Origin of the sequence: Aeromonas sp. S11(2024) (assembly GCF_041402345.1) — a bacterium.
Classification (GTDB): domain Bacteria; phylum Pseudomonadota; class Gammaproteobacteria; order Enterobacterales; family Aeromonadaceae; genus Aeromonas; species Aeromonas veronii.
The window spans coordinates 14,595-33,781 of the sequence record NZ_JBGLRC010000037.1 but is presented as its reverse complement, the minus strand read 5'-3'; the positions used below and the strand labels follow the sequence as shown (position 1 = coordinate 33,781).

Below are 19,187 nucleotides of genomic sequence, written 5' to 3'. Positions count from 1 at the left end.
CCGCCGGGTGTGCAGGTCAAGAACCGCTGCCAGATAATGCCAGCGACCACCTACCCAGACGTAGGTGATATCGCCACACCACACCTGATTGGGTTGCTGGACATCAAATTCACGGACCAGCAGATTGGGAATATCCGGTCGTTCAGACCGAGCGACCTGATAGCGATGAGCGCCCGGCTGTTTGATTACCTGACAGCGGTGCGTCATGATACTAACTTGCCGAGGATGGCGTATTGCATCTCTTGCAAGGGGAGCACATGGCGGGCAGCTCCCAGCTTGATCGCCTCCTTGGGCATGCCGAAGACCACGCAGGAGGCCTCATCCTGGGCATAGGTGTTGGCACCCGCATCCAGCATCTCGCGCAATCCCCGGGCACCGTCATCCCCCATGCCGGTCATGATGATGCCGGTGGCATTCTTGCCGGCATATTTGGCGACGGAGCGAAACAGCACATCCACCGAAGGGCGATGGCGGTTGATAAGAGGCCCGTCGACCACCTCGACGTGATAGTAGGCACCGCTGCGTTTGAGCAGCATATGCTTGCCTCCGGGGGCAATCAGCGCCAGCCCCGGGATCACCCGGTCATTATTCCTCGCCTCCCGCACTTCTATCTGGCAGACCCCGTTCAGGCGTTCTGCAAACATGGCGGTAAATTTCTCCGGCATGTGCTGCACGATGACAATGCCGGGGCTGACCCGGGGCAAGGCAGTCAGCACGGCTTCCAGCGCCTGGGTGCCGCCGGTCGAGGTGCCGATGGCGATGAGGCGCTCGGTGGTTTGTGCCATGGCGTGCTGGTTGGGCGCCAGCATGGCATCTGCGTTGAGCTTGGTGCTGACTGGTACAGAGGAGGGCTTGCCCACGCGCTTGAGGTTGGCTTGGGCCGCGGCACGTACCGCCATGGCCAGGTCGTGGGCAGATTCTTGCAGAAAGCTTTTTATCCCCATGGTCGGCTTGGTGATGATGTCCACCGCACCGGCAGCCATTGCCTGCAGGGTGGTCTCGGCCCCCTTTTCGGTGAGGGAGGAGCAGATCACCACCGGGGTGGGGTGCTCTGCCATGATCTTGGTGAGAAAGGTGATGCCATCCATCCGGGGCATCTCCACATCGAGCACGATGACATCAGGCCACTCTTTCTTCAGTTTTTCCTGGGCAAACAGGGGATCCGATGCTGTGGCGATCACCCGGATATCAGGCTCCTGCTCCAACACCGCTTGCAATACCTGTCTGACCACGGCGGAATCATCCACCAGCATGACCCGGATCTGCTTCATTCTCGCGACTCCCGTTGATGTGGCAGACGATGATGGCGGAGCCAGACACTGCCGTTGCTGAGCTCAAAGAGCAAGCTTCGGTGGCCGCTATGGCCAAGATGATGAGCCTTGATATCAAGGCCAAGGTGTCGGGTCAGCTGCCAGGCTGCCTGAATATTTTTGGCGGCGACATTGTTGTCGCTCTGTGCGTATTGAGGCTCGGTAAACATGTTGCCACCCCCGAACAACTTGGCCTCATATTCATGGATAGGGGCGGGATAGTGACTGGCCGCTTGCAGCAGCAAGGCGAGGGCCTCATCGGCATAGCGCCCATCCAGCTTGGTTGAGGGATTGCGCCGACTTGGCAGCATGTAGTGACACATTCCTCCCTGTTTCTGCTCCGGATGCCACAAGGTGATGGCAATACAGGAGCCCAGTACGGTTCTGACCACCACATCCTCCTTGCCAAAAAAGAGCTCTCCCGGTTGCAGGATCACCTCCCGAGTCATGACTTATCTCTTCTGATAGATGGAAGGCGAGACAAGCTGCAGGCCGTGGTGCAGGCCATGCAGGCTCTCGGCGTGGCTCACCAGCAGGTAGCCACCGGGTTTGAGTCTGGGTACCAGCCGCTGCAATACTTGCCCTTTGGTCTCCTTGTTGAAGTAGATCATCACGTTTCTGATGAAGATGACGTCAAACATGCCGATTTCCGGCAGATCCTGATTGAGGTTGATCTGCATGAACTGCACCTTGTCCCGCAACTTGCGATCGATGATGAAGATGCCCTCCTGCAGGCCCACACCCTTGAGGCAATATTTCATCAAAAAGGGCAGTGGAATATTTTGCGCCCGCTCGATGGGGTAGCGACCGCTCATCGCCTGTTCCAGCACCCGGGACGAGATATCGGAGGCCAGGATCTCCCAGTTGAAGGTGCTGCGTTTTTCCGCGAGGGTCATGGCCAGACTGTAGGGCTCCTCGCCGGATGAGCTGGCAGCGCTCCAGACCCGCAGTGGTTGCTCGGGCGGGAGCGCTGAGACTATCTCCCGCGTCAGAAACTCGAAGTGTTTGGGCTCCCTGAAAAAGTAGGTTTCGTTGGTGGTCAGCAGATCGAGCGCCAACTGCAGTTCGCTGCTGCGATCGTTCATGATGAGCTGGAAGTAGTCGTCATAACTATCGAGCTCATAGTGGCAGAGGCGTTTCGCCAGGCGGCTGGCTACCAGCGCCTTCTTGGCTGGAGACAGCTCTATCCCCGCCGTTTGATGAAGCCAGCGTTGGAAACGGGAGAACTCATCATCATGCAGCTGGGTTTGATACAAAAAACAGTCCCTCTACCTGTGTGGTCGGAGACGGGAGAGGCAACGCCTCTCCCGTTACTAGAACCGGACAAAATCGCCATCGCCCGTGGGGCGTTGGACTGTGGCGGCTCGTTCCCGACTGTTGGCATTGCTCTCGTTCATGAAGCGGCCTCGGGTATTGGGGTGAAGATGCGAGGTGGCTGCTTTACCTTCTTTGGCATGGGCCTCCAGGGTAAAGAACTCCATGGCCAGCTGCAGCTGTTCAGCCTGGCTGCTCATCTCTTCTGCTGTGGCAGCCAGCTCTTCGCTGCAAGAAGCGTTCTGCTGGGTAACCTGACTCAACTGGTTCATAGCCTGATTGATCTGGCTGACACCTGTGGATTGCTCAACCGAAGCGGCACTGATCTCCTGCACCAGGTCCGAGGTCTTGTTGATGGAGGGCACCATTTGATCGAGCAGGCGACCGGCTTTTTCTGCCATCTCGACACTGCTGGAGGCTAGCTCGCCAATCTCCTGTGCTGCCACCTGGCTGCGTTCGGCCAGTTTGCGCACCTCCGCCGCCACTACGGCAAAGCCTTTGCCGTGATCGCCAGCCCGCGCCGCTTCGATAGCTGCGTTTAGAGCCAATAGATTGGTCTGGTAGGCGATGTCATCGATGATGCCAATCCGTCTGGCGATCTGCTTCATGGCATCCACAGTCAGTTTGACCGCTTCTCCTCCCTCTACGGCCTCTTTGGCTGCCTTGCTGGCCATGCCATCGGTGACCTGGGCATTGTCGGTATTCTGGTTGATGCTGGCGCTCATCTGTTCGATGGAGGCGCTGGTCTCCTCCATGCTGGAGGCCTGTTCACTGCTAGATTGGCTGATCGACTGGGCGGTCGCGCTTACCTGCTCGGCGGCACTGGAGAGGTTGTCAGAGGCGCCGCGCACTTCGGTGACGATGTTGGTGAGCGAAGCGATGGTCTTGTTGAGCGCATCCTTGGTGGTGCCAAACACACCGGGGTAGTCCGCCTCAATCTGTTGGGTCAAATCACCTTTTGCCAAACATTGCACGACCCGGATTACGTCGTTGAGGGTGCTGTCGATCACTTCGGCAATCTGGTTGATCCCTTCTCCCATCGCCTGAAAGAAGCCGCTCTTGCCAGCAAGTTCCATCCTGCGGTGCAGCTCGCCATTAATCACGGCCTGCACAATGTCGGACATCTCTTTCTCTATCATTACCTCCTTGGTTCTGTCGGCCCATTCGACCACGGATCCCAACCGTTCTCCGGTATCGTTGAAGACCGGATTGGCGATCAGGGAGAAGGTGCGCCCCCCCAGCTGTATCTGGGTGCGGTAGGTGCTGTTGAGTTTGGCCAGCATGGCGCGCTGATGGCCGGGATTTTTATGAAAGCTGTCGATGTTGGCGCCCATCAGCTGATTGGCGTTGAAGCTGTAGAGCTCTTTCTTGATGTCGGTCTCAGCCTGATTGAGCATGCCGGTCACTGCCTCGTTCATATAGATAATGTCGAGGTTGGTATCGGCAATCATCACGTTGGTACTGGCGCAGTCGAGGGCTTTGCGAACCAATTGGTTCTCATGGAGCAGTACCTGGTTCTTTTTAATGTCGTTGCGGCTCTGTTCCAGCTTGTCACTGAGCAAGGTGACCACCTCGTTGATGGCATGTCCTACTTCACGCAAGGGGCTATCCATACCGGAAAGATCGAGTGGTGCTGGAACCTGCTCTACCAAGACTGCGTGTTGCAGCTGGCCGATTGCGTCGAGTAACTGGGTCCGCTGCCTCACTTCGGTGGTATTGTCTCCGAAGAGTTTTCCTAAGAGTGATTGGGTCATGAGCGTTTCCTTATGCTGCATGTCGTGGAGTATGGAGGCCTGTTCAGGAGGGTTGCAGGTTGCCTTGTGGCAACCTTGCCTGTGGCTGGGCCAGTTCGTTGAGTTGAGCCATCTCATCGAGTGACAACACTTTCCCGGTATCGATGAGGATGACGAATTTGCCGTTGACCTTGCCCATGCCGCTGATGAAATCGGCCCGGATGCGGGCACCAAAACTGGGTGGGGGCTCGATATCTGCTGGTGGGATACCCAGTACTTCCGATACGGAATCCACCACAACGCCAATATCCTGACCTACAGGTTCATCGCCCTGCGGGGCTACCCCCTCAATAATGACGATGCAACTGCGGCGAGTGATGACCGAAGGTGCATTGCCAAAGCGGGCATTCAAGTCTACGACCGACACTACCGCTCCTCTGAGGTTGATTACGCCGCGAATAAAACCCGGCATCATCGGAACCGGAGTGATATTGCCGTATTCGATGATCTCTTTGACCCCCAGAATATTGATGGCGAACATCTCGTTGTTGATCAGAAATGTCAGGTACTGGGCATCGCCACTGCTCTCGTCAGCGGCCGCTGATGGCACCGTGATGTCGGTGGATGTATGCATGGTCGCCTCCGGTTAAAAGCGGACAAAATCCGCGTCATCAATGGAATGGGATGATGGTTGATTGGGCTGGCTGGCCCGTTGTGGGGGGGCGATGAAACTGCCTCTGGGAGGCATGCCCTTGTGGCTGGTTTCATGGGGCCTGGTGTTGAGCTGCGCACTTTTCTCCAGAGCAAAAAAGGCCATGGTTTGCTGCAGTTCGCTGGCTTGTGAGCTCATCTCTTCGGCCGTGGCCGCCAGCTCCTCGCTGCTGGCCGCATTCTGCTGTGTCACCTGATTAAGCTGGTTCATGGCCAGACTGATCTGGTTGGCTGCACTGGCTTGTTCACCTGAGGCGGCATTGATCTCTTGTACCAGGTCAGAGGTTTTGCGAATGGAGGGGACGATCCTCTCCAGCAGGTTGCCAGCCCGCTCTGCCTTGCTGACACTGTCGGAGGAGAGCTCACCAATCTCTTGTGCTGCGATCTGGCTGCGCTCTGCCAGTTTTCTCACCTCGGCAGCAACCACCGCGAAGCCTTTGCCATGCTCTCCGGCGCGAGCCGCCTCGATGGCGGCGTTGAGGGCAAGCAGGTTGGTTTGGTAGGCAATGTCGTCGATGATGCTGACTTTCTTGGCGATTTGCTGCATGGCGGTCACCGTCTGTTGAACGGATTGGCCCCCTTCGGTGGCCTCCAGCACCGAGTTGCTGGCCATGCTGTCGGTGATCTTGGCGTTCTCGGTGTTCTGATTGATGCTGGCGCTCATCTGCTCGATAGAGGCGCTGGTCTCTTCAACGCTGGCCGCTTGCTCGCTGGTGGCCTGGCTCAATGCCTGCGCCGTGTTGCTCACCTGATTGGAGGCATTGGTCAGGTTGTCGGCGGCGTTGCGTACCTCTTCGATGATATTGGTCAGCGCAGTGATGGTCCGGTTTAGGCCGTCTTTGGTCTGGCCAAAAATTCCTGGATAGGGCTCATCGATCCGTTGGGTCAGATCCCCCTTGGAGAGCGCGGTGGCGATGCGCATCACATCTTCCAGGCTGGTATCTGTCACATGGGAGAGGCGATTCAGCAGCTCGGATACCCGCTTGATGTAGCCCTGACGATCCTCCAGCGCAATCTTGTGGCTGAAGTCGCCCTGTTCGACAGCGGCAGTGACCAAGGTCTCGATATCCGTGATCAAGGCCCCCAGTTTCTTGACCATGTTATCCATCGCCATCAAGAGCTGACCCGCTTCATCGTTGGACTCTATCTGGATCGATACATCCAGATTGCCATCGGCCAGACTATTGGCCACGCGCAGAGCCTGTTCGATAGGGGTGATGATGCTTTTGATTAGCAGGGTGCCAAACCAAGCTGCGAGTGCGATGCCGACCGCGATAACCACCGCCATGGTTATCAGCATCACGTCATACCAGGATTGCGCTGCGGTATATTCCGACTTGGCCACATTGAGCTGCAGGTTGACCAGCTCGGTGATTTTGTTGCCTATCGGGTCGATGGAGCCATAGAGGGCACCGTCAAAAGTGTTCAGCATGCCAGTAATCATGCCGTGCTGGGTGGCGAGGTATTTCTCCAGCTTGCCAATATCGGTATCGGCCGCGTTGAACAGGGTTGTCGCCTCGGCTGACAAACGCTGTTCATCTGGTGTGAGAGTGGTGGACTGGTAGTGATGCCACTCGTTTTTGATTGTCTGCTGTGCCTGTTGTATCTGCTTCAAAGCCTCTTCTGCCGGGATCAGCCCCGCATTGGCCTTGTTGAGGTTGTCGATGATCGAGACGGCATAGCTGTCGGAGATGGTCTTCAGCTGCTTGAGGGGAACCACCCTGTCGTTGTAAACGCGCTGCAACCCGGTATTGCTGCTCTGCATGTTGTATAACCCGAGGCTGCCAACAGCCAGCAGCAGCAGGCAGAGCATGCAGAGCAGTACGATAAGACGCAATTTGATGGTGGAATTTTTTAACATGATGGTCCCCTCAGTTGATGCTGGATTGAGGCAGGTTGCGCGACACTGTCAACCTGTTGAGCTGACAGGATTCCTGAGTGATTGCGTGCTGGATCAGCGAAGGAATGTCGAGGATCAGGGCGACCTCTCCCCCCCCCAGAATGGTTGAACCACTAATGCCCTGCAGGCGCTGGAACAATTTCCCCAACGGTTTGATGACGGTCTGGAATTCTCCCAGCAGTTCATCCACCACCAGTCCGGATTTTTTGCCTGCATGGCTGACTACGACAATGTTCTCGCGCCTTCCTTTGCTGCCATTGGTATCGAAGTAGTGTTGCAGGCGGATAAAGGGCAGCACCTCGCCACGCAAATTGATGTAATTGCGACCCTGGGTATCGGACAGTGCACTCTGGGTCAATTCAACGCACTCGATCACCATATCGAGGGGAATGACGTAGTGGGTGTCGCAGACTCGCACCAGGAAGCCGTCGATGATGGCAAGGGTGAGCGGCAGGCGGATCTGCACACGGGTTCCTTTTCCCGGGATGCTGTCCAGATCGACCGTGCCGCGCAGGGCAGTGATGTTGCGTTTGACGACATCCATTCCCACCCCGCGACCGGAGAGGTTGGTTATCGCCTCGGCGGTAGAGAACCCCGGCTCGAAGATCAGGTTGTATATCTCCTGATCCGTCAGCGTGGTGGTTGGGCTGATCAGACCGCGCTCGATGGCTTTTTGCTGGATCCTGGCTTTGTTGAGACCTGCGCCGTCATCCCGAATTTCGATGACGATACTGTTGGAGTCGTGATAGGCATTGAGATTCAGGGTGCCACGGGGGGGTTTGCCTGCCAGCAGCCGTTGCTCTGCCGATTCGATGCCATGATCCATCGAGTTTCTGACCAGATGCATCAGCGGATCGCCGATCTTCTCTACCACCGATTTGTCCAGTTCAGTCTCGGCTCCGGAGATTACCAGAGTGATATCCTTGTTCAGTTCCTGACTGACATCGCGCACCACCCGCTGGAAGCGGTTGAAGGTATCGCCGATAGGCACCATTCGCAGGCGCAGTGCACTGTCGCGGATCTCTTCCACCAGCATGGCAATGACTGAGGTGGCTTCCTGCAGCTGGCTTTCGCGGGTGCGTTGGGCCAGCAGATTGGCTCCTGAACTGGCGACTACCAACTCCCCGACCAGATTGATCAGATCGTCCAGCTTGTCGGCATGCACCCTGACGTAACGGCCCTCTTTGCTCTTGCTCTCTTTGGTCTGATTCTGTTTTTTCAGGGCGGCATCGACAACGGCTTCGTTGACGGCACCCTGCGCAATCAGGATTTCTCCGAGTCTGGGCGCTTGTTCTGCCGGGGTCGCTTGTTGTGTCTGTAGACCGCTTGCTAACTCCTCTGCGGTCAGGGCGCCGGTGTTGACCAGCAACTGCCCCAGCATGGCGCTATCTTCCGGCAGTGACTCGATCAGGTTGATGAACTCGGCGATCTTGCTGTGGGGCGGCAAGATGGTGATCTGGCAGTCATCTCTGACAAATTCAAAGACATCGCTGATGGCCGCCTTGTCTGCCTGCGAGTCGAAGTCTATCTCGTAGCCGAGGTAGCAATTCTCCGGATCGAACTGCTCCCAATCCGGTAACGCCTGATGGATGGTCTCCACCGAGCATATAGTTCCGAGGGTGCCGAGATAGCGCAGAAATGCGGCCGGATCCATGCCATTGCGCAGCACATCGGGGCCAAAACGCAGGGAGATATGCCACAGGGAGGCGGAGCTGGTAATCCCTCCCTCTTTTTCGATCTTGGGTTCCGGCGTATGTACAGTATCTGGCAGCGTGGCATGGGGGACGCACTGATGACGGGTGAGAGCGAGCCTCAGCCGTTCATCCTGGTTGGCATCGCCATCGCTTAACGTGCTGCCCTGTTCTGCAACGACACTGATGAGCGTCTGGATATGGTCACAGCTCTCCAGCAGATCCTTAATCAGAGTAGAGGTGACTGTGAGCTGCTGATTGCGGATCTGGTCTAGCAGATCCTCGACAATATGGGTAAACCCGACGATGGGTTGCAGACCAAAGAGGCCAGCCGACCCCTTGATGGTATGAGCAGCACGAAAGATGGCACCAATCAGCTCGCTATTGTCAGGGTCAGATTCCAGTGATAGAAGGGCTGACTCCATCTCTTCAAGCAACTCGCGTGCCTCGGCGATATAGGTTTGTAAAGCCTGATCAAGATCGATGCTCACGGTGACTCCTTGTCATGGTGGCTCAGGGCCGTTCGCCATGGGTGATGAGGGTGGGGTCGCCAAAAAAGGCCGAGAGCTGGCAGAGTTCCAGCAGTTCAAGCACAACATGGCTGTGCCAGACCAGCGCCAGGGAGGTGCCCTGCTGCAGAGCGGTCTTCTTCGCTGCCAGCAGCAGTTGCAGCCCGGCGCTGTCTATCTCGGATACCGCCGCCAGATTCAGCTCCAGTTCGTTCCCCTGATGCAATAAGGGCGAGAGAGCATCTTTCAGCTCGCTGACTGTATAAATGGTGATCTCGTCCGGCATGGTCACCACTACCTTGTTGTCGAGTAGCTCACTCTGTAGTTGCATGATGTGCTCCGGATCACGGCATGATGAGCTTGGCGACTGCGGCCAGCATCTGTTCGGGCTGGAAGGGTTTGACCACCCAGGCTTTGGCTCCTGCGGCTTGTCCCTCCTGCTTCTTGCTGTCCTGAGACTCGGTGGTCAGCATGATGACAGGGGTAAATTTGTAGTTGGCCAGCTTTTTGGCCTCTTTGACGAAGGTGATGCCATCCATGTTCGGCATGTTGACGTCACTGATGATCAGGTTGATCTTCTTGCCATCTAGTTTGTTGAGCGCATCTTTGCCGTCAGAGGCTTCCATGACCTCATAACCGGCTCCCTTGAGGGTCATGCCCACGACTTGGCGAATCGTTGCCGAGTCATCCACGATCAGGATCGTTTTGCCCATATCTCTCTCCTAGAAAAATGTGATGTCGGCGCTGCTTGGTTGCGCGTTGACAGAACGGGTGGTGCGACCATGGTGAATATTGCGCTGTTCGTCGGTGGCGTATGAGAGCTCCATCTCTGCTAGCCAGCGATTGGCATCGATCTGGATTGGCCCTGTCGCATTGCTGCTCTGCTCCGAAGCAACCAGATGGCTGGAGAGGCTCTCCATGTTTTGTCTGACGTGGCTGAGGATCTGGCTGACCCTGTCTTGAAATTGCAGCGAGACAATGACGCTGGAGATTTCGCGATGGATATCGGTGCTCTCGTTTTGCAGCAGGGAGGCGGATTCCGCCAGGCTGTCAGTGGCATGGCGAAAACGGGCCAGCACCTGTTCGATTGTCTGCTCCGAATTGAGCGCCGAGGCGTGATCCCGTGCGGCAGCATTTTCGGCAATCTGGAAGGCGCGACCGATAGCAGTATTGATGGTATCCACCTTGTCGGTCATCTTCTGGGCGGTTTCGCTGGAGAGGCGGGAGAGGTTACGCACTTCATCAGCGACCACAGCAAAGCCACGGCCTGCTTCCCCTGCACGAGCCGCTTCAATGGCGGCGTTGAGGGCCAGCAGGTTGGTCTGGGAGGCGATTTTGGCCACATCCATGGCCATGGTGTTGAGCTCTATGGTGTAGGTGGTCAGGCTTTTTATCTCACCCAGCATGGCGTCCCGATTGGCCTGAGCGGAGTGCAGGATGGCCACTACCTCATTGAGTTGCTGCTGGCTCTCGCTCAAGACTCCTGCCATGCCACGGGAATTGGCATCACCCAGTTCTCCGGCTGCCAGATGAGAAGCATTGACTGCTTCTTCCAGCTTGTTGGCCAAGCCGCTGAAGCGTTGAGTCAGGTCAATCATCGCGGCTTCTGTTTGTTGACGAGAGTTTTCAATCTGCTGGGACCAGATGGGGAGTGCCTTCTCGCACACCTGTTCGAGCCCGATGATGGAGTGGGCGAGAGGATCGGTTGCGACGGTTTGTTCCTCTCCGGCACGATGTCGGTGTGTGTGCTGGTGGAAGTGACTGGATGTCCAGAGGGCGGCTGCAATGGCAACCAGCACATTGAGCAGCAGATAGAGAGGTGACAGCGCATCGGCAAGCTGCAGCAACAGGCAGCTCAGCAGAGCAAGACCGATGCAGCAAATCCAGCAAACCGGTTCCCAAAGCGGTGTGTTCACGCCACTTTTGTGTTGTGCCATACGTAGCTTATCCCTGTGCAATTATTTGGTAAGAGGTAAAGGCGCAGGACCGAAACAGCCATGGTGCCCCTTGACGCTCTTTTCTTTATTTATAGTTGGCACAATAAGGTTAGCGGAAAAAAATTAATTGGCTGCAAATCGGAGTTGTTTGTATCAGCGATTGCCGTATCAAGCGGCTTGCGAGGTGGGGGGAAGAGCCAGGTGGGGATGAAAAGGAAAGAAGGAGCCTGAGGATTCAGGCTCCTGATGAGGATCAAGCCTCGTTGGCGTGAGCCTTCTGGCACCCTTCCACGGCGTGCGCAATCAGTTCCAGCGCGCTCTTGTCACACGGGGGCAGTTCGGCATCGCACGCCTTGATAGGGGTGACGCGATCGCCCCACTTGATGATGGCGGCCCCCCAGGTCAGGCCGGCACCGAAAGCGGCGGTCAGCAGATAGGAGTTCGGCTTGACGCGGCCCTGCTCCAGCGCTTCACACAGGGCGATGGGCACAGTGGCGGCGGAGGTGTTGCCGTAGTTTTCGATGTTGACCATCACCTTCTCCATCGGCGCATTCATCCGCTTGGCGAGGGTCTCGATGATGCGGATATTGGCCTGATGGGGAACGATCAGGTCGACCTGCTCCGGCGCAATACCGGCCTGTGCCAGCACCGTGCTGGTGGCTTCCCCCATGCCGCGCACGGCGCGTTTGAAGATCTCCGGCCCTTCGAAGTTGAAGGTGAACAGACCATCGATGTCGGCAAAACGCACCCGATCAGTACCGAAGTTCGGTACGTGCAGGATCTCCCGCGCTTCGCTGTCACAGCCCAGCTTGTTGGCTATCAGGCCACACTCCTGCTCGCTTGCCTCGATCACCACGGCACCGGCACCATCGCCAAACAGCACGGCGGTATCGCGGCGTGCCCAGTCCAGCAGGTAGGTGAGGCGCTCGGCGCCGATCACCAGCACCTTCTTCATCATGCCGGTCTGTACCAGCGAGGTGGCAACCGAGAGGGAGTAGACGAAACCGGTACAGGCGGCGTTGAGGTCGAACACGGCGGCGTTGACGGCACCGAGCTTCTTCTGCACCGCAGACGCAGCGCTTGGCAGCAGGTTGTCCGGGGTTGCGGTCGCCAGGATGATGCCATCGAGATCGCTCGCTTCCAGACCGGCGCAGGCCAGCGCGCGGCGACCGGCCAGGGTGGCGAGATCCGAGGTGCTGACATGGGAGATCCGGCGGGCCTTGATGCCGGTGCGCGGATAGATCCACTCGTCTGACGTATCCATGATGGTGCTGAGGTCATCGTTGGTCAGCACGGAGGGAGGCAGGCATTTGCCCCAGCCGGTGATATTGGCGTATTTCATCTTGTTACCGCTTCTCAAAGTGGATCGCCCGCGGGCGGAAAATCGTGCAATTATGCCGTACGAGACAACCACTGTCATCTTGTGGTCATGGTTATGTGCGGGGGGATCCGCTGTGCCATCTGGTCGCAAAGGGCTGCAACGTGCTGAACATGGCAGGAAATTTTGCTTAAAACGCGGTACTCCTCTGCCCTAAGATAGGCGTTTCCCCACCGATGAGGGTATCTCCTTGCTCAGAGCCAATCTCAACTTGTTGCCGACCCTCAAGGTGCTGCTGGAGACCCGCAATATCAGCCGCGCCGCCGAGCTGCTGCACCTGAGTCAGCCCTCCATCAGCAAGCAGCTTGCCCAGTTGCGCAGCGAGTTTGATGACGAGTTGCTGGTGCGGGAGGGGCAACGCTGGCTGCTGACGCCACGGGCCGAAGCGCTGGCCGCTCAACTGGCGGACTCTCTCGGTGCGCTTGAGCGGCTCTACGAGGCGCCCGGATTTGACCCGAGCCGCTGCGAGCGGGTATTTCGGCTCGCCTCCTCCGATTATGTGGCTCAGCATATCCTGCCCGATATCTGTGCCGCGCTCGCCAAAGAGGCGCCGTTGGCGGCGCTGGAGTACAGCCTGTGGGACAAGCGTCAGCTGCCGCAGCTGTGGCAGTCCGAGCTCGATCTGGTCTCTACCATCACCGAGCAGGTACCGGAGCAGATCCGAGGTCTGCATCAGGGGGAAGATCGGCTAGCGGTGCTGATGGGACGTCACCATCCGCTGGCGGGCAAGGCGCTGAGTCTCGATGACTATCTCGCCTGGCCTCACCTGCAGGTGAGCGGGGGAGGCGACAAGGACAGTCCGGTTGAGCAGGTGTTGGCGCCGCAGGGACTGAGTCGGCGCTGGTTTGCCAGAGTTCCCTTCTTTCAGGCGGCAGTGGAGGTGTTGCTGCGCACCGATTGCCTGATGACCACCCCGGCTCATATCGCCTGGCAGCTCTCCTGCGGCCATGAGCTCACCTTTGTCGATCTGCCCTTTGCGACACGCGACCAGCAGTATCATCTGCTGTGGCATCAGCGCCACCATCAGGATCCGGCCCACCGCTGGTTTCGCGAGCTGGCCTACCCATTACTGCGGGATCACCTGCAACGTACTGTCGGCGAGAGTCGCAAGCTGCTCGAACTCGGCGGTTAGCCCCGGTCAGTTGTGTGGCGTTATAGCCATGGGTTATGGAATCTATTCATAACTTTCACTACTGGCATAATGGCTCAGCCCGTACCCTGAGTGCAGGTCATCATATCGAGCACAAAAGAGGAAAAGCATGGAACTGACGAGTTGGCTGGCACTGGCCGCAATCTGCATGATGGGGGCCATCAGCCCGGGGCCGAGTCTGGCGCTGATCATCCGCAATACGGTGCAGGGCGGGCAGGGGCACGGCGTCGCCACCGCGCTTGGCCACGGCCTCGGGGTTGGTATCTATGCGCTGGTGACCGCGCTTGGCCTCTCCATTTTGATCACCCAGACCCCGATCCTGTTTGATCTGATCCGCTACGGCGGGGCCGCATTTCTTGCCTGGCTTGGGGTGAAAGCCCTGCTGGCAAAACCAGCCAGTGGTGAAGCGAGTGAAGAGGTGCACCAGATGCGTGGTCGGCAAGGAGCCTTTGAAGGTTTTATGGTGGCCTTTCTCAACCCCCAGCTGGCGGTCTTCTTCATCGCCCTGTTCAGCCAGTTTGTGCGAGCCGATACCGGCTGGAGCGAAGGTGGCATCATGATGCTCACCGCGGGCGGGATCGATGCAGTCTGGTACGTGCTGGTGGCGCTGGTGCTCTCGCGCGGGCCTGTGCTGGCATGGCTTAAAGCCAAATCCTTTGTGATCGACAAGGTGAGCGGCTTGGTGCTGCTGGGACTGGCACTCAAGGTGGTTATCTAATCCTGTATTTCGCAGATACCTTAAGCGGGATCAAGGCATGCGGGTGGTGAATGGGCTAGAGTAGCGCCCATTTGCTGTCCGCCCTGATCCCGAGACCATGCACCAGAACAAGCACCCGTTAAGCCACAACAACCGGTTGGAGCTGCTGGCTCCCGCCAAGAACCTCGCCTACGGCATCGAAGCCATCAACCATGGCGCCGATGCCGTCTACATGGGCGGCCCAGCCTTTGGCGCCCGCAGCGCTGCGGGCAACACCATCGAAGATATCGAAGCGCTGGCGCGCCACGCCCATCGCTTCGGAGCCCAGGTCTTTGTCGCCTTCAACACCCTGCTGCACGATCACGAGCTGGAGCAGGCCCGGCGCCTGACCCACCAGATCTACGAAGCCGGTGCCGATGCGCTCATCGTGCAGGATATGGGACTGCTGGCGCTGGATTTGCCTCCCATCGCGCTCCATGCCAGTACCCAGACCGACAACCGCACGCCGGAGAAGGTGAAGTTTCTGCAGGATGTGGGTTTCTCTCAGGTGGTGCTGGCGCGCGAACTGTCTCTTGCGCAGATCCGCGAGATCAGTGCGGTGACCAATGTGCAGCTGGAGTTCTTTATCCACGGCGCGCTCTGTGTCTCCTACAGCGGCCAGTGCAATATCAGCCATGCCCGTACCGGCCGCAGCGCCAACCGTGGCGAGTGTGCCCAGCTCTGCCGTCTGCCCTGCTCGCTGCAAAAGCCGGACGGCGAAGTGCTGGTGGCCGACAGCCACCTGCTGTCACTCAAGGATATGGATCAGACAGACAACCTGGAGGCCTTGATCGAGGCGGGGATTCGCTCCTTCAAGATTGAAGGCCGCCTCAAGGGGCTCGACTACGTCAAGAACGTTACCGCCTGGTATCGCCAGAAGCTGGACGCCATTCTGGATAGCCGCTCCGATCTGGTGGCTGCCTCTGCTGGCCGTTGCAGCTACAGCTTCACGCCTGACCCCAAAAAGAGCTTCAACCGCGGCAGCACCGATTACTTCCTCCATGGTCGCCAGCAGGGGATCGACTCCACCAAAAGCCCGAAATATGTGGGCGAGCCGCTGGGGCGGGTCACCAAGGTGACCCGTGACGGTATCGAGATTGATGGCAAACAGGTCACCCTCAACAACGGCGACGGTCTGGGCTTCTTCAAGCCGAATAACGAGCTGGTGGGGATGCGTCTCAACAAAGTCGAAGGTAAGCAGTTACTCCTGTCAGAACGCATGCCGGGGCTGAAGGTGGGGACCGAAATCTACCGTAACCACGATCAGGCGTTCAGCAAGATGCTGGAGAAGGCGAGCGCGGATCGCCGCATCTGGGTCGATATGGTGCTGGCAGAGTGCGATGAGGGCGTGAACCTCACGCTCACCGACGAGCAAGGCATCAGCGCCGCGGTGACGCTTCCCTGTGACAAACAACCTGCCGACAACCCGGAGCGGGCGCTGCAACAGGCGCGGGATCAGCTTGGCAAACTCGGCAATACCCTGTTTGTGGCGCGCAAGATTGAGTTGGCAGTAACGAGGCCGCTATTTATCGCCGCATCACAGCTCAACGGTTTGCGCCGGGATGGCATCGCTGCGCTGGAGGCCGCACGCGTGGCCAGCTACCAGCGCCCCGAGCGACGCATTGCCCTGCGGGATATCAACTATCCCCAGCACCGTCTCTCCTACCTTGGCAATGTGCTGAACAGCGCGGCCGAGCAGTTCTTCCGCGAACACGGGGTGGAGCGGATTGCTCCCGCCTATGAGGCGAACAAGGAGGAGCGGGAAGTGGTACTGATGATCACCAAGCATTGCATCCGCTATAGCCAGAACCTCTGCCCGAACGAGGTGCCAGGTCTCAAGGCCGAGCCGCTGGAACTCAAGATGGGTAAAGACACCTTCCGCCTGCGTTTTGACTGTAACCGCTGCGAAATGCATGTGATGGGCAGCCTGAAACGCTGATCAATGAGCCCCTTTCTCCATCTGGAAAAGGGGCAATTTTTTATCGCAGGTGCTCTACTCAGACTCCTTTAATTGCCCCTCTCCAGCGCCAGCAGTGCTTTTTTAATCTCCAATCCCCCCGCATAGCCGGTCAGGCTGCCGTTTTGGCCGATCACCCGATGGCAGGGAACGATGATCGAGAGCGGATTGCGGCCATTTGCTGCGCCCACTGCCCGCACCGCATCGGGTTTGCCGATGGCGCGGGCAATATCGCTGTAGCTGCGGGTCTCGCCATAGGGGATGTTGCACAGCGCTTGCCACACTGCCTGCTGAAAAGCTGTGCCACGGGTGGCAAGGGGCAGGGAGAAACGCTGCAAGCGACCGGCAAAATAGGCGTCAAACTCGGCGAGGAAGGGGGCCAGCGCTGTGGGGTTTTGCAGCCAGCCGCTCATATCGGGCAGTGCCCGCAGGCCCGCCACAAAGTCCACGTGTACCAGACCGGATTCATTGATGGCGACCAGCAGATCGCCGCAGCGGGTCGGCAGAATATCGTAGCGGATCATGGTGTTATCTCCTGTTGTTGGGTATCTGGCTGTTGTTCGTTGCCAGTGGCACGGAGCAGCAAATCGGGCGCTTCGCTCATAGCGTGCCACAGCCAGCTGGCCGCATAGCTGCGCCACGGTTGCCACGCCGCACTTTGCGCCAACACCTCTTTCACCGGCAGCGTGGTGCCGCCTCCGAGTGCCTTTTGCAGCACCAGATCGGAAGCGGGGAAGGCATCGGTATCCATCCCGCAGCGCAGCCGCCAGTAAGAGACCGTCCAGGGGCCTATGCCCGGTAGTGCCAGCAACTGCTCATCACTGGCTGTCGTGAGGGTCAGCTCACCGCTGGCCAGTGCCTTCGCCACTCCCCACAGGGTACGAATACGGCTGCCGGGCATGCCGATGCCGTCGAGATCGAGTTCGCACAACTGGGCGGGGGTCGGTAGTTGCGCCACCCCGAATTGCGCCTCGGTACGGGCTACCAGTCGCCCGAGTATGGTGATGGCTCCCTTGACCGAGACCTGCTGGCCGACGATGGCGCGCAGCATCACCTCGTATTCGTCCCAGCCACCCGGCAGTCGCACGCCGGGCCTGCGCGCCTGCAAGCGGGCGAGCAGCGGATCCTGACCGAGCAGATCACCGATCCGCTGCATGTCGGCATCGAGATCCCACATCCGGCGCACCCGATAGAGCAGATCGGGCAGTGCTGCGAGCGGCAGATCATGGACGGTGAGCTGCAGGCTATGCCCCTTGCCCTGCGCGATACGCACCTGCGCGACCTGATCGCCGACCCGATAGCGCCGCTCATACACCTCGCCATCTACTCGCTCCAGCCCGGGGATCGCCCGCAGCCGGTAGAACGCCAGCATGGCCGCTACGTCATACGGGGGGCGGTAGGGCAGTTGCAGCGTCAGGGTTGCGCCGCGGGGCTGCGTGCTCATGTGCTCTGGCGCATGATCCTCTTGTTGGCGCAGGGTGCGTGGGGCCAGCCCGTAGGCGTTGAGCCAGGCGTCATTGAAGCGACGGATGCTGGCAAAGCCAGCGGCAAACGCGATGTCGGTGATGGGTAGCCCGGTTTCGGTCAGCAGTCGTTTCGCGAGCAGCAGGCGGCGCGTCTGTTCCACCTGTTTTGGTGAGGCGCCAAGGTATGCCTCGAACTGGCGGCGCAGGGTGCGCTCACTGATACCGCTCTCCGCCGCCAGTTCGGCGAGCGTGCTGTCTGCCAGCTCACCGCGATCGATACGCGCCAACAGACGAGCCAGTTCAACCGGCAGATCGCCACGGGCGGCGGGGGCCAGCTCAGGGCGGCAGCGCAGGCAGGGTCGCAGCCCATACTGCTCGGCAGCTGCAGCGCTTTGGAAGTAGCGCACATTGTGCTCGTGCGGTGGCCGTGCCGGGCAGACAGGCCGGCAGTAGATACCGGTCGAGAACACGCCGGTAAAGAAGCGGCCATCGAAGCGAGAATCGCGGGCGAGCCGTGCGGCGTGACACTGCTCACGGCTGAGGGTGTTGATCACCTCATCCGGTGACGACTCTGGGCTGGGCTTTGCATTCATGGTGTTGGCGGCTTTGCTGGAATAGATGGCAAGAGAGTAAGGGGGCTCGGGGGCCATGACTAGCCAGAAACGGACAGTGATAGCAAAAATTGGCCAAAGGTTATTTTGCTCTTTTATTGCACGGCCGGGTTTCACTCTTCGTCACGCTGTTATTCATGTATCGCGGCTCGACAGAAGGGGGCATAACGGACGGGTCGTAGGCACGATTGGCTTAGCTTTATTTGCTTAGCGAGATTAGTGGCGGCGAAAACTGCTTAAAAATTAATAACAGATCACATAACTATCTTTTTTACATTGAGTGTGGTGATTTTGTGTTGTTCAATCGAGTCAGTTAATTTTTGGTGATTATTAAGTCATCACATCTGCGGCCTTAGGCCGACCAATAACAACAACACTTGCCAAGGATGATAAGTGAACGACTGTAAGGCATGGCCCCATTGCCGGGGGTTTAGTCTGATCGAGTTGTTGATCGCCATGACGGTTGTCAGCATTCTCGCGGCCATCGCGTTGCCAGCGTATCAGGGTTATCTGCAACAGGGACGTCGTTACGAAGCGCAGCAGCAATTGCTGGAGCAGGCGCTCGCCCTCGAACGTATCTATACCCAACAGGGCCGTTATCCCGATACGTTTGCTACCCCTTCCAACACTGATTTCTACCAGTTCAGCTACAGCCAGCAAGATGCTGGCGACTACCTGCTCAAAGCCATTCCAACGACGCGACAACAGGATGAGTGCGGCACTCTGACCCTCGATCAGACCGGTTATCGCGCGGCCAATCGCCATGACTGCTGGGGATCATAAA

At 58.3% G+C, this 19,187-nt stretch carries 17 protein-coding genes and 1 pseudogene; 4 read left to right on the top strand and 14 right to left on the bottom strand.

Annotated elements, in window-relative coordinates; genetic code table 11:
* The 12 genes and pseudogenes from ACB040_RS19585 to ACB040_RS19530 form a co-directional block, all read right to left on the bottom strand.
* A pseudogene (locus ACB040_RS19585) lies at positions 1-183 on the bottom strand (IS3 family transposase); the annotation flags it as partial.
* Between the two features lie 20 nt (positions 184-203).
* The gene (locus ACB040_RS19580; RefSeq protein WP_101531219.1) at positions 204-1,271 is read right to left on the bottom strand and encodes a chemotaxis response regulator protein-glutamate methylesterase; all 1,068 of its coding nucleotides are present in this window, start codon (positions 1,269-1,271) and stop codon (positions 204-206) included.
* Positions 1,268-1,759, bottom strand: coding sequence for a chemoreceptor glutamine deamidase CheD (gene cheD / locus ACB040_RS19575; RefSeq protein WP_005349556.1), 492 nt, complete (start codon positions 1,757-1,759; stop codon positions 1,268-1,270). Before cheD ends, ACB040_RS19580 begins: the two co-directional genes overlap by 4 nt.
* Before the next feature lie 3 nt (positions 1,760-1,762).
* On the bottom strand, positions 1,763-2,566 hold the full coding sequence (locus tag ACB040_RS19570; RefSeq protein WP_069526509.1) for a protein-glutamate O-methyltransferase CheR: 804 nt from the start codon (positions 2,564-2,566) through the stop codon (positions 1,763-1,765).
* Positions 2,567-2,623: 57 nt separating this feature from the next.
* Positions 2,624-4,378 carry a methyl-accepting chemotaxis protein gene (locus tag ACB040_RS19565; RefSeq protein WP_338773935.1) on the bottom strand — a complete coding sequence of 585 codons (1,755 nt, stop codon included), beginning with the start codon at positions 4,376-4,378 and terminating at the stop codon, positions 2,624-2,626.
* A gap of 43 nt (positions 4,379-4,421) precedes the next feature.
* The gene (locus ACB040_RS19560) at positions 4,422-4,991 is read right to left on the bottom strand and encodes a chemotaxis protein CheW (protein ID WP_371156132.1); all 570 of its coding nucleotides are present in this window, start codon (positions 4,989-4,991) and stop codon (positions 4,422-4,424) included.
* 12 nt (positions 4,992-5,003) lie between these two features.
* On the bottom strand, positions 5,004-6,929 hold the full coding sequence (locus ACB040_RS19555; protein ID WP_371156134.1) for a methyl-accepting chemotaxis protein: 1,926 nt from the start codon (positions 6,927-6,929) through the stop codon (positions 5,004-5,006).
* Positions 6,930-6,939: 10 nt separating this feature from the next.
* Positions 6,940-9,150, bottom strand: coding sequence for a chemotaxis protein CheA (locus ACB040_RS19550; protein WP_338773940.1), 2,211 nt, complete (start codon positions 9,148-9,150; stop codon positions 6,940-6,942).
* Positions 9,151-9,172: 22 nt separating this feature from the next.
* Positions 9,173-9,499: an STAS domain-containing protein gene (locus tag ACB040_RS19545; protein ID WP_005349569.1), complete on the bottom strand. Its 327-nt coding sequence runs from the start codon at positions 9,497-9,499 to the stop codon at positions 9,173-9,175.
* Between the two features lie 13 nt (positions 9,500-9,512).
* A complete protein-coding gene (locus ACB040_RS19540) occupies positions 9,513-9,881 on the bottom strand; it encodes a response regulator (RefSeq protein WP_005338778.1) in 369 nt (122 codons plus the stop codon).
* 9 nt (positions 9,882-9,890) lie between these two features.
* A complete protein-coding gene (locus tag ACB040_RS19535) occupies positions 9,891-11,105 on the bottom strand; it encodes a methyl-accepting chemotaxis protein (protein ID WP_338773943.1) in 1,215 nt (404 codons plus the stop codon).
* Positions 11,106-11,358: 253 nt separating this feature from the next.
* A complete protein-coding gene (locus tag ACB040_RS19530) occupies positions 11,359-12,447 on the bottom strand; it encodes a ketoacyl-ACP synthase III (RefSeq protein ID WP_021230362.1) in 1,089 nt (362 codons plus the stop codon).
* A 226-nt stretch (positions 12,448-12,673) separates the two neighbouring features.
* Here ACB040_RS19530 and ACB040_RS19525 point away from each other — a divergent pair, with 226 nt between their 5' ends.
* The 3 genes from ACB040_RS19525 to ACB040_RS19515 all read left to right on the top strand — a co-directional run bounded on the left by ACB040_RS19525 (position 12,674) and on the right by ACB040_RS19515 (position 16,308).
* Complete coding sequence (locus tag ACB040_RS19525) at positions 12,674-13,615, top strand: LysR family transcriptional regulator (protein WP_371156137.1); 942 nt, start codon at positions 12,674-12,676, stop codon at positions 13,613-13,615.
* Positions 13,616-13,742: 127 nt separating this feature from the next.
* Complete coding sequence (locus tag ACB040_RS19520) at positions 13,743-14,351, top strand: LysE family translocator (RefSeq protein WP_338773947.1); 609 nt, start codon at positions 13,743-13,745, stop codon at positions 14,349-14,351.
* 97 nt (positions 14,352-14,448) lie between these two features.
* Positions 14,449-16,308, top strand: coding sequence for a U32 family peptidase (locus ACB040_RS19515; protein WP_371156139.1), 1,860 nt, complete (start codon positions 14,449-14,451; stop codon positions 16,306-16,308).
* A 68-nt stretch (positions 16,309-16,376) separates the two neighbouring features.
* Here ACB040_RS19515 and ACB040_RS19510 read toward each other — a convergent pair whose 3' ends face one another.
* Together ACB040_RS19510 and ACB040_RS19505 are read right to left on the bottom strand one after the other, a co-directional pair.
* Positions 16,377-16,850, bottom strand: coding sequence for a methylated-DNA--[protein]-cysteine S-methyltransferase (locus tag ACB040_RS19510; protein ID WP_069526501.1), 474 nt, complete (start codon positions 16,848-16,850; stop codon positions 16,377-16,379).
* The gene (locus ACB040_RS19505; RefSeq protein WP_338773952.1) at positions 16,847-18,385 is read right to left on the bottom strand and encodes an AlkA N-terminal domain-containing protein; all 1,539 of its coding nucleotides are present in this window, start codon (positions 18,383-18,385) and stop codon (positions 16,847-16,849) included. Before ACB040_RS19505 ends, ACB040_RS19510 begins: the two co-directional genes overlap by 4 nt.
* Positions 18,386-18,796: 411 nt before the next feature.
* On the opposite strand from ACB040_RS19505, the gene ACB040_RS19500 reads away from it, so the two are divergent.
* Positions 18,797-19,186, top strand: a complete 390-nt coding sequence (locus ACB040_RS19500) for a type IV pilin protein (RefSeq protein ID WP_005343572.1) — start codon at positions 18,797-18,799, stop codon at positions 19,184-19,186.
* Position 19,187 lies beyond the last annotated feature (1 nt).